Origin of the sequence: Tunicatimonas sp. (assembly GCF_049647865.1) — a bacterium.
In the GTDB taxonomy this organism is placed as follows: domain Bacteria; phylum Bacteroidota; class Bacteroidia; order Cytophagales; family Cyclobacteriaceae; genus Tunicatimonas.
On sequence record NZ_JBARYM010000078.1, the window covers coordinates 1 to 10,355 of the forward strand.

Below are 10,355 nucleotides of genomic sequence, written 5' to 3' on the forward strand. Positions count from 1 at the left end.
ATATAAAGCCGAATACGAGGGCTACCCCAGTATTGTGGGTTCGGGACACAACGGCTGCGTACTACATTACATTGAAAACTACAAACCGGAAATTGAAGATGGCGAACTGATTCTGATGGACTTGGGAGCGGAGTACCACGGCTACACTGCCGACGTAACTCGCACCATTCCCGTGAATGGAAAATTCACTGAGGAACAAAAGATCATCTACGATTTAGTGTACGAAGCGCAGGAAGCCGGAATGAAAGTATGTCGGAATGGAGCTACGTTCAAAGAAATTTATCAGGCAACGGCGGAAGTAGTTAACCAAGGGCTACTGGAACTAGGAATATTTGAAAGCTTAGAGAAAGAAGATATGATTAATCCGGCTACGGGGCGCAATCGCTACTATCCGCACGGCTGCTGCCACCACATTGGCCTGGATGTGCACGACAAGGGCCAGTACGATACGCTGCGAACCAATATGGTAATTACGATTGAACCGGGCATCTATATTCCCGAAGGCAGTCCCTGCGACCCCAAGTGGTGGGATATTCCGGTACGGATTGAAGACGATTTTTTGGTAACTGAAGACGGCTACGAAATGCTCTCGGATGCCGCCCCGCGCAAAAGCGAAGAGATAGAAGAATTGATGAAAGAGTCCAGCTTCTTTAATGAAGTGGATTTGCCAACGTTGGGCGGAGAGGAATAGCTCTTAGAAAGCTACGCCGATAGAGAAATTGAAGCCTAGTGTTACAGCTTTACGGCGATTTTGCTGATGGTTAGGATCAAAGTTAGGTCCTAAATTAGCGTCTAGGTAACCGTACTTACCTAAACGTAACTGTATTCCTTGTAGCAAGGAGAATGTATGAGAGCTAGTCGTTTTTCGCTCAGAATAGTTGAAACTACCATTAATAAAACTCTGATCTCGGAAGCTTAACCAAGTGTTATTCATCTGTAGCGATAAATAAACTGAAGACAGATTATTCGCTCTTTCCCCTTTTCTTACGCGCTTAGGTAAGAGGTAGTAGTATCGCATAGCTATATCCGCACCAAACGATTGGCTATTTGTTAATCCACTAGTCCTGTGTCTATATTGAACCAGAAAAGAGAATGGAATACTCACCTTCTGTTCATAAGCAAAGTAGTAGAAGATAGAAAGACCATAATTGCCTCCTGAACTAAAACCAGGAAGACCTATTTTAAACATAGACTTCTCCTCTACATTGGCCCGGGTCCAGTACTTGGACTTTTCTTTTAGTGAAAAGTCCGAGGAATAGGCTGCTTCTTCGGTGTAAGTAATGGTTACGGTATCCTGTTGAGCGAAAAGCGGTTTTGTTAAAAAATAGAGACTTAGGCCGATAATAAGAATGAATGGTTTGTGCTGCATATCTGGATGTTTAAAGAGGTAGGTTGGATTAACGATGAGAAGAGGAGAAAATTCAGAAAGCGATGCCGATAGAAAAGTTTCCATCAAAAAATCCAGCATTCTCATATGGGACATTGCGCGATGCCGGGCGATAACCGTAGCCTAGGTTTACATCAATGTAGCCGTACTTTCCTAATCGGCGTTGCAAACCATACAAGAGGGAAAAAGAATTGCTTCTAAAAATCTGGAGGTCAGAATTAAACATTCCGGGTGCTCTGGCAGTCCTATAACCGTTCCAAGAATTATTGCTTTGTATAGAAAAGTAGTTGGCAGATAAGTTATTAGCACTTTTTCCTTTCATGACTCGCCGGGGTAATGCATAATAATAGCGTAAAGCTACATCAGCACCAAGTGTATTATTACCCCACCCAGTCATACTATGTCTATACAGAGCCAGAAAAGAGAAAGGTATCCCAATCTTACGTTCATAAGCAGATTGGTAGCCAATGAAAGGGCCTATAAAGCCGCCCCAGCCGAACTCAGAAAGACCAACCTTAAACATAGACTTCTCTTCCACATTGGCCCGGGTCCAGTACTTGTACTTTTCTTTTAGTGAAAAGTCCGAGGAATCGGCTGCTTCTTCGGTGTAGGTAATTGCTGCTGTGTCTCGCTGGGCAATCACTGCTTGGATAGGCAAAAGCCAGCTAAGGGCGATAAGAAGAACGGGCAGTCTTTTTAGCATTTTTTTCTAGTTTGTTGATATTGATCGTATTGTAGGAGGTTTTGATAAATACAGTAGGCTGATTGGCCTGATGCTCATAAGACTCAAAGGTGTCTTTACCCAAAATTATACTTCCTTCTGATCTTTTTCCGGGAAGGGCTGTTTGAATACTTCCGGCAGAAGCTTCCAAAATGTAGTAGTAAGCAATAGGGTCAGTAGCCGCAAAGGAAACTTTGGTGCGCGAGGCATCAATAGCCGTTTTAGTAAGCTGATTTTGGGTGCTAATATCAATTTCGCCGTAGCTGCTGTTGCTTACTAACGTTCCGGCCAAACCACTGCCGGTTATGTTGGTCTTTTTAGTATCCACGCTTACATCAGCATTGATTTGAGTCATTAGGATATCACCGTAGTTAACATCCATACGGAGGTTGCCCTGAACGTTGTTTACCTGAACTTCGCCAAAGCTAGCAGTGACCTTTGCAGTACCTTGCCAATCATTCAGGAAAATATTTCCGTAGCGGTTATTGATAGAAATCTGGCTATTCTGGGGGATACGTACTTCGTAAATGGCTAGCAGATTGCTTCGTACTTTCGTCCTGCCTTCAGTAATGCGGAAGAAGTTTCTAAATTCTATCTGTTGGTCTTTAACGTCAATTGCGTACCGAAGAGTGCTTAAGTCTTGTTCCGCTACCGACCGGTTGGGGTGTTTGGCCACTAGCTTGAGAGTGATACCTACTTCGTTTCTATTCCAACCCTGTAGATCAATCGTCGCTTTTTCGGCATTGAAAACGATTTTTTGTGCTACCTTCCAGGGAATCTGTCGCTGAATAGTTTTAGTGACTACCTGAATTTTATCTTGGGCAGCGGCGGGCAGAATCATTATCCCCCAGCCTATATTAACTATACACAGTATTCTTAACCAAATCATAGCACCAGTTGAATGAGTTCTTTAGTAGCATCCGCTTTCATATTCTGAATTCGTACTTGATATTTAATTAATGCCGGATCATGACCTAATTGATCTAAGGTTTTCCGTAGCTCAGTTTCTTCGGTATCTAGTTCTTCCCAATGAGCCATAAGCGATTGAAATTCCTGGGTCTGGCACACCGGCTGGCTCTGGCAGTGCTGCTGAATAAACTCCCAAGCCTCCTCTTCCAGAGCGGCCTCTTCCAAAGCAGATTCTTCCGTTTCTGAAGGTATTCCGGTATCTGCTACCCACTCCTCACTATAGGTAGTCGTTACTTCTTCTCCCCAGCCTTCACTAAGTACCAAGCCTGCTACGATTAGCAGAGAGACCACCGCCGCAGCCGCGAAGGGCCACCATAATTTTTGGGTTTTAGATTCATTAGCTAATGATGCTTCAATAGTATTCCAAACATTCGCCCGGGGCTCGCGATCAGGTAATTGATCTATACTGCGCCGGAAGGCTTCTTCTGATACCAACTGTTGCTCTAGTCGCTGCCAAGTATTTGATTTGGCACTGCGTTCGGGTAACTGCTGAATAGCTTTTCGTAACGGTTCTTCTGGATTCATACGTACCACGATTTTAACTTTATTCGTAATAGCTGTTTGGCGTAGTGCAGTTGCGACTTTGAGGTTCCTTCCGAGATGCTGAGCATATCGGCTACTTCGCGGTGGGCGTACCCCTCAACTTCTATCAGCAGAAATACCGCCCGGCACTTGGCCGGAATTTCGCGAATGGCTTGATCAAGTACTTCTCCGCTCAAATCATCAGGCCAGATTATAGCAGCAGTTGAGTCGGGTAGCAGGGGTTCGTACCGTTTTTCGTGCTGAATTTTCCGTAGTGCCTTTCGTACCATTATCGTTTTGATCCAACCGCCCAGCGAACCCACGCCCCGAAACTGTCCTATGTCTTTAAACACTTGAATGAATCCTTCCTGCAAAACATCGTGGGCATCGTCTTCATCATTAGTGATGCGATAGACCGTAGAATACATGATTCGTTGGAACTGCTCAAACAGTTGGCGTTGTGCGCATCGGTCACCTTGTCGGCACCCTTCTACCAACTGCTGGTCAGTCATAAATTCGCTTATTAGCACAGTATTCAGTTCGTTCTATCAGTATGGGACAAACCGAAAGTAAAAGGTTGGAAAGAGAGAGAAAATAATAATAAGTGATGATTAATGAGTCGTATTACTAATCATTATTCACCACTCATCATTCATTCCACGAGCGAGGGGGTAATTGGAAGTGCTGACGGAAACGGTCTTCTAGCTTGGCTAAATATTCGGTGGCATCGGCATCACCCTCCTTCGGAGCCCAACTGGCAAATTCTTTATCAGTTAACACATCATAGGGGCCGGGCTTGACTTCTAGCACGACCGTATCGGGTTCTAGGGCAATAAAGGTGTGCCATACTCCCGCTCGGTAGTCTACTCCGAACGTTCCTTCTTTAGGATTCATATACACGAAATCCTTCGCTTGGTACGTACCATCGTCCGAAAAACGAACGAATCCTAAGCTACCCTGAATGACCAAGGCGGACTCAGCCTTCGGTACAGCTACGTGTCGGTGCGGTGCTACATAGGTTCCCGGCTGAAAGGCGTTGAGCATCCGTTGCAAGGTATCTTCATCTCCGGTGTGCAACACGTGAATATTACGTTTACGATCACTTTCACGGGCGTCCTGGGCTTTCTGATCAATCAAGGCCTGATCGATGATAGCGGTATGCTGGTGTTGAGACAGGGTGGCGGCAGGTGAGATTTGGTGAAGTTTCATAGTAAACTACTTCAATCCAGCTTGCTTTAAAATTGCATTCAGCGTTCCGCGGGGTACTTCGTCCGATGGTTTATGACCAGCAATAATGACGATACCTTGCTTGGCGGAGTGCTTGTAGACACGATGGCTTCCCCGTTGTCTCGCTACTTTCCAACCATCATCTTCTATCATTCTAATAACTTCTTTATATTTCACTAAGTACTAAGTTTTCTCCAAACGAAGTTTGCTCTGGAATTTCCTGACCATCTTCTTTTAGCACCTCTATATAGAGGCCAATTGCCTCAAGAATATTCTGCTCGATTTCCTCCCGGCTACTTCCTGCACTAGTGCAACCGGGTAAATCCGGCACATAAGCTGAATAGCCATCTTTTGATTTCTCGTAAATTACCAAATACTTTTTCATAGCTATATTTTTTTATTTCGCTAATAAAGACTCTCCGGTCATCTCTTCCGGTTGACTAATTCCCATGATTTCCAGAATAGTGGGGGCAATATCGCCTAGTTTGCCATTGTTCAGTTTTCCGCGGTAGTCGTCATCCACCATAAAGCAAGGAACCGGAACGGTAGTATGCTGAGTATGAGGCGATCCATCGGGATTTTTCATACGATCCGCATTACCGTGGTCGGCCAGTACAATGGCAGCGTAGCCATTGTCTAACGCAGCGGTCAGCACATCTCTGGCGCATCTATCCACCGTTTCGCAAGCTTTCACTGTAGCATTAAAATCCCCAGTGTGGCCTACCATATCGGGGTTGGCGAAATTGAGGCAGATGAAATCTACGTCGCCTTCTTTTATCTTGGGAATAATTGCATCCCGAATATTGTAAGCACTCATCTCGGGCTGCAAGTCGTAGGTGGCTACTTTAGGCGATTGGCACATAATGCGTTCTTCGCCCTCAAATGTTTCTTCTCGTCCGCAGTTGAAGAAAAAAGTTACGTGCGGGTACTTTTCGGTTTCAGCAATCCGAATCTGCTGTTTACCGTGTTCAGCTAGAATTTCACCCAGTACGCGGTCAGTCGGTTTATTGTCAAACAAAATAACTACGTCTCGGAAGGTATCATCGTACTCGGTCATGGTAAGGTAGCGTAAATTCAGCGGCTTCATGTCCTGTTCCAGAAACGCTCTTTGGGTCAACGCTTCCGTGATCTGTCGGGCCCGGTCGGTACGGAAGTTGAATGATAGCACTACATCGCCTTCTTCTATCTTCGCTACTGGCGCGCCATTCTCCGTAATCACAATTGGTAAGATAAACTCATCGGTCGTATTATCGTTGTACGACTGCTGAATGCCTTCGGTGGCACGCTCAACTTCGCGGCCTCTGCCGTGCACCATTGCATCGTAAGCCAATTTAATGCGTTCCCAGCGTTTGTCGCGGTCCATCGCGTAGTAGCGACCAATCACGGTAGCTACTTTCCCAGTGGTTTCTTTCATGTGACTTTCTACGTCTGCTAGGTAGCCTTTGCCCGCTTTAGGATCGGTATCGCGCCCGTCGGTAAAGGCGTGTAAAAACACTTTTTCCAGTCCTGCCTCTGCAGCTGCTGAGCAGAGACCCTTCAGGTGATTAATGTGGGAATGTACTCCCCCATCGGATACCAGCCCGATGAAGTGGACCTTCTTGCCGTTCTCTTTGGCGTACCGAAAAGCTTCCTGTAACGGTTGTTTCTTCTGGAATTCTCCTTCTTCAATCGCGGTGTTGATGCGCTCCAGCATTTGGTACATAATACGTCCGGCCCCCAGGTTCATGTGGCCCACTTCGGAGTTGCCCATCTGCCCCTCGGGTAGCCCCACCGCCTTGCCAGAAGCCTGTAACTGACTATGAGCGTATTTCTTGTAAAGAGAATCTACAAAAGGAGTGTTAGCTTGGTCTACAGCTGAAACTTCGGGGTTTTCGGCCACGCCCCAGCCGTCGAGTATCATTAGAATAGCTTTTTTGTTCATTGTTTGGTTTTGTGGTTAAAAAAATCCTCGTGGTGTATTGACTGTCAAAGTATATCTATCAAATTTGTTGGTACTAAGGTAACCATTTATCCTATTTTTATATGCCTCTACAACTATCAGAAATCTATATTTATCCAATAAAGTCGCTAGGTGGTATTCGCTTGTCGGAAGCCCAACTCACCCAACGCGGACTGGCCTACGACCGCCGCTGGATGCTGATTGATGAGCAAGGGTTCCTGACCCAACGCGAGATTCCGAAGATGGCTCTACTAGAAGTTTCACTCCAAGCTGATTATTTGGAGGTACGCAGCCTGACCGGAGGTTCGTCGCTTAATGTTCCGTTAACCCTCGCCCCGAATGCTGTCACCAAACCGGTGCCGATCTGGGACGATACCACTACCGCTCAATGGGTAAGCGAAGAAGCAGACCAGTGGTTTAGTGAGACATTGGATCATCCTTGCTCTTTAGTGTACATGCCTGATTACAGTGAGCGAACGCAGGTAGGTAAAACGAGCGGCAGAGAACAATTTGTAAGTTTTGCCGATAGCTACCCGGCCCTGCTTGTTGGTCAAGCTTCCCTGGATGACCTTAATATCCGTTTAGCTGAGCCGGTACTTATGAATCGCTTTCGGCCTAACTTGGTGTTTACCGGCGGAGAAGCCTATGAGGAAGATCAGTGGTACGAATTCAGCATAGGAGATGCTACCTGTTGGGCCGAGAAACCATGCGCTCGCTGTATGGTTGTCACCATTGATCAAAGTACTGCCGAAAGAGGAAAGGAACCGCTAACTACTTTAACGAAGTATCGTAAGCAGGGTAATAAAGTACTATTTGGGCAGAGTATATTGTTTGAGCCGGGAAGAATCATCCACAAAGGAGATATGATTGAGATAAAAACGCGCAAACCGAATATTTCGTAAGTACAAATTTTCAGGCACTGGAAATTTGATACAGTAGGTTCTGTATCGCAATCAAAATTCTTCCTCAATATATAAAATTGGAAGCTTCCCCTTCATTTGGTAGACTATTTTTATTCAAGTGTTACCTTTTCTTAACCCAGAGTTAACGGTTTCATAACCAAACTAACCCTCTTCTACACCTACCTTTACGAGAAATCTACCAGGCTATTCGTTCACCTAGCCTCTTGGGCTTCCGGTCCCTTCAATCGTCCTATATTTATTAACAACGCTTACTAAATACCTTAAGCATATGGATATTCTTTTACCCAAACCTACTTGGCGACTTACGTTTTTAAGTTTCGTCGCTCTATATTTTCATGCAAACGTGCTGTTAGCGCAAGAACGTACCCTCAGTGGGACGGTAACTGACGAAGAAAGTAGTCCTATTCCCGGAGTGAATATTCTGGTGAAAGGCACTACCCAGGGAACGATTTCGGATATTGAGGGTGCTTTCCGCCTATCAGTGCCCGAACAGGCTGAAACATTGGTGTTTTCTTTCGTGGGCTACGAAACCCAGGAGGTCGCTATCGGTAGCCAATCTACCTTTGATATACAAATGATGGCCGATGCGGCCCAGCTTTCAGAGGTGGTCGTAACTGGCTATACTACTCAGGATAAAATGGATCTTACTGGCGCCGTATCAGTCGTAGAAATCGAAGATGTGCAGAGTTTTCCGGTAGCGGGTGTCGACGAGATGCTGGAAGGCCAAATAGCTGGAGTAAGCGTAATCAGCGACAACTCACCGGGAGCTAATACTGCCGTGCGGATTCGTGGCTTTGGCACCATTCGGAATAATGACCCACTCTATATCGTTGACGGAGTACCGACTACCACCGGAATCAATCTGATTAACCCTAACGACATTGAGTCCATACAGGTGCTGAAGGATGCTTCCTCGGCCTCCATCTATGGTTCTCGGGCAGCCAACGGAGTAGTCATTGTTACCACCAAGAAAGGCAGAAGTGAAGAACCAACCATTAAGTTGCGCTCCTACGTTGGGGTGCAGCAGGCATTTAATTTGCCCAACCAACTTGGGGCGCAGGAGTACGGTGACTTACTTTGGCAAGCGACCCGTAACGATGGAAATATCCCGGCTAGCGATATTTACGGCAATGGGCCTAGTCCAGTGATTCCTGCCTTTCTGGATGCTGAGCAAACCATTCCGTCGGCCAACACTGACTGGATAGAAGAGATCTTTGAGCCGGCTTTGATCCAGTCTCATTTCTTGGAGTTTGGTAAAGGAAATGAGCAGGCTCATTCGTTTCTATCGCTGGGTTTCTTCGATCAGGAAGGTATTTTACAGTACACTGATTTTCAGCGGGTAACCGCTCGGATTAATACTGATTTTAAACCAGTTGAGTGGTTAACCATTGGTGAGAACTTTTCGGTAGCCCACTCGTGGCAAACTGAAACTACTACCAACTCGGTACTAGGTAGCGTGGTGTACGATGCTTTCCGCTTCCCTTCTATTGTACCCGCCCGTGATATTAACGGCGAGTTTGGTGGTAATCCGATTAACGACGTGCAAAACCCACTGGGCAAGCTGTATCGTAACCGCGACAATCAGGACCTTACGTTGCGCCTTTTCGGAAATGCCTACGCCGATATACGCATACTAAAAGAACTGACCTTTCGTACCAATTTCGGACTAAGCTATACCAACTTCAACACGCGCAATTTCGCTCCGCAGTACAATGATATTCTGAGCCAGCGATTAGCAAGCGATCTTTCTACTGCTAACGAATTTAGTACGGACTGGGTGTGGTCAAATACGCTGAACTATCTGAAGGATTTTGGGCAGCATTCGGTGGATGTTTTGGTCGGAATAGAATCCGTAAACTCGTACCGGGAGGGATTCCGAGCTTCCCGCGTGGGTTTCCCTTATAATGAGCCTAACTTTCAGTACCTGGACGGAGGCGATGGAGCTGACCAGCGTAACGCGGGAGATGCGCTAGAATGGTCACTTTTCTCATACTTCGGAAAAGTCAACTACGAGTTTGATCAACGTTATCTGCTATCATTTACCCTGCGTCGTGATGGTTCGTCCCGCTTGGGTAATAACAAGTGGGGTAGTTTTCCGGCAATTTCAGCGGGATGGCGTATTTCGGAAGAAGATTTCTTTAACGTACCGGCGATCAACCAGCTAAAGTTACGGGTAGGTTATGGTCAAAATGGTAATCAGGATATTCCGCCTTTTTCTACCATCTCTAGCTTCGCTACCAATCCGTTTTATTCTAACTACGCTATTGGCGGCGGGCAGAACAGTGTTCAGCAAGGTTTCACCGAAACTCGTAATGCTAACCCCGATCTGAAGTGGGAAACAACCAATCAGACTAATATTGGGCTAGACATTACGCTTTGGGAAAATCGCTTGCTGGCTGGAGCAGATTACTTCTACAAGCGCACCGAAGATTTGCTGGTGGAGCGTCCGTTGCCTCCGGTGGCGGGTGGCACCAACCAAACCATCTGGGATAATGTAGGGGCCATGGAAAATTCCGGTTTTGAGTTCTACGCCAGCTATCAGGATGATCGGTCGCAGGATTTTTCCTGGCACGTGGATCTCAATTTTGCGGCTATCCAGAACGAATTGGTAGATTTGCCAGAGGATATTGACTTTCTATCGGTTCCCCGTTCGGCATTACATACCAC

At 46.1% G+C, this 10,355-nt stretch carries 12 protein-coding genes; 3 read left to right on the forward strand and 9 right to left on the reverse strand.

Going from position 1 to position 10,355, the window contains the following annotated elements; translation table 11 throughout:
- A partial coding sequence (locus WBA23_RS02715; RefSeq protein WP_424580709.1) for a M24 family metallopeptidase occupies nt 1-691 on the forward strand: 691 nt, incomplete at its 5' end.
- A gap of 3 nt (nt 692-694) precedes the next feature.
- Here WBA23_RS02715 and WBA23_RS02720 read toward each other — a convergent pair.
- The 9 genes from WBA23_RS02720 to gpmI all read right to left on the reverse strand — a co-directional run bounded on the left by WBA23_RS02720 (nt 695) and on the right by gpmI (nt 6,747).
- Nucleotides 695-1,453: a hypothetical protein gene (locus WBA23_RS02720; RefSeq protein ID WP_424580711.1), complete on the reverse strand. Its 759-nt coding sequence runs from the start codon at nt 1,451-1,453 to the stop codon at nt 695-697.
- Complete coding sequence (locus tag WBA23_RS02725) at nt 1,422-2,090, reverse strand: hypothetical protein (RefSeq protein ID WP_424580712.1); 669 nt, start codon at nt 2,088-2,090, stop codon at nt 1,422-1,424. The genes WBA23_RS02720 and WBA23_RS02725 overlap by 32 nt, the downstream gene beginning before the upstream one ends.
- Complete coding sequence (locus WBA23_RS02730; RefSeq protein ID WP_424580713.1) at nt 2,053-2,949, reverse strand: hypothetical protein; 897 nt, start codon at nt 2,947-2,949, stop codon at nt 2,053-2,055. The genes WBA23_RS02725 and WBA23_RS02730 overlap by 38 nt, the downstream gene beginning before the upstream one ends.
- Nucleotides 2,950-2,993: 44 nt before the next feature.
- Complete coding sequence (locus WBA23_RS02735; RefSeq protein WP_424580714.1) at nt 2,994-3,602, reverse strand: hypothetical protein; 609 nt, start codon at nt 3,600-3,602, stop codon at nt 2,994-2,996.
- Nucleotides 3,599-4,129, reverse strand: a complete 531-nt coding sequence (locus WBA23_RS02740) for an RNA polymerase sigma factor (RefSeq protein ID WP_424580715.1) — start codon at nt 4,127-4,129, stop codon at nt 3,599-3,601. The genes WBA23_RS02735 and WBA23_RS02740 overlap by 4 nt, the downstream gene beginning before the upstream one ends.
- Nucleotides 4,130-4,247: 118 nt before the next feature.
- Nucleotides 4,248-4,808 carry a WbuC family cupin fold metalloprotein gene (locus WBA23_RS02745; protein WP_424580716.1) on the reverse strand — a complete coding sequence of 187 codons (561 nt, stop codon included), beginning with the start codon at nt 4,806-4,808 and terminating at the stop codon, nt 4,248-4,250.
- 6 nt (nt 4,809-4,814) lie between these two features.
- Nucleotides 4,815-5,003 (reverse strand): type II toxin-antitoxin system HicA family toxin, encoded by a 189-nt coding sequence (locus WBA23_RS02750; RefSeq protein ID WP_424580717.1) that lies wholly within the window; start codon nt 5,001-5,003, stop codon nt 4,815-4,817.
- Nucleotides 4,993-5,211 (reverse strand): type II toxin-antitoxin system HicB family antitoxin, encoded by a 219-nt coding sequence (locus WBA23_RS02755; protein ID WP_424580718.1) that lies wholly within the window; start codon nt 5,209-5,211, stop codon nt 4,993-4,995. Before WBA23_RS02755 ends, WBA23_RS02750 begins: the two co-directional genes overlap by 11 nt.
- Before the next feature lie 12 nt (nt 5,212-5,223).
- The gene (gene gpmI, locus WBA23_RS02760) at nt 5,224-6,747 is read right to left on the reverse strand and encodes a 2,3-bisphosphoglycerate-independent phosphoglycerate mutase (protein ID WP_424580719.1); all 1,524 of its coding nucleotides are present in this window, start codon (nt 6,745-6,747) and stop codon (nt 5,224-5,226) included.
- Between the two features lie 101 nt (nt 6,748-6,848).
- Between gpmI and WBA23_RS02765 the strand changes: the two genes are divergently transcribed.
- On the forward strand, nt 6,849-7,667 hold the full coding sequence (locus tag WBA23_RS02765) for an MOSC domain-containing protein (protein ID WP_424580720.1): 819 nt from the start codon (nt 6,849-6,851) through the stop codon (nt 7,665-7,667).
- A gap of 289 nt (nt 7,668-7,956) precedes the next feature.
- Nucleotides 7,957-10,355: SusC/RagA family TonB-linked outer membrane protein (locus WBA23_RS02770; RefSeq protein WP_424580721.1), on the forward strand; the 2,399-nt coding region annotated here is incomplete at its 3' end.

Bases quoted from the DNA above. Each gene is read 5' to 3' on its own strand.
- WBA23_RS02720 (WP_424580711.1), bottom strand. From the start codon at position 1,453: ATGGAAACTTTTCTATCGGCATCGCTTTCTGAATTTTCTCCTCTTCTC.
- WBA23_RS02725 (WP_424580712.1), bottom strand. From the start codon at position 2,090: ATGCTAAAAAGACTGCCCGTTCTTCTTATCGCCCTTAGCTGGCTTTTG.
- WBA23_RS02730 (WP_424580713.1), bottom strand. From the start codon at position 2,949: ATGATTCTGCCCGCCGCTGCCCAAGATAAAATTCAGGTAGTCACTAAA.
- WBA23_RS02735 (WP_424580714.1), bottom strand. From the start codon at position 3,602: ATGAATCCAGAAGAACCGTTACGAAAAGCTATTCAGCAGTTACCCGAA.
- WBA23_RS02745 (WP_424580716.1), bottom strand. From the start codon at position 4,808: ATGAAACTTCACCAAATCTCACCTGCCGCCACCCTGTCTCAACACCAG.
- WBA23_RS02755 (WP_424580718.1), bottom strand. From the start codon at position 5,211: ATGAAAAAGTATTTGGTAATTTACGAGAAATCAAAAGATGGCTATTCA.
- gpmI (WP_424580719.1), bottom strand. From the start codon at position 6,747: ATGAACAAAAAAGCTATTCTAATGATACTCGACGGCTGGGGCGTGGCC.
- WBA23_RS02765 (WP_424580720.1), top strand. From the start codon at position 6,849: ATGCCTCTACAACTATCAGAAATCTATATTTATCCAATAAAGTCGCTA.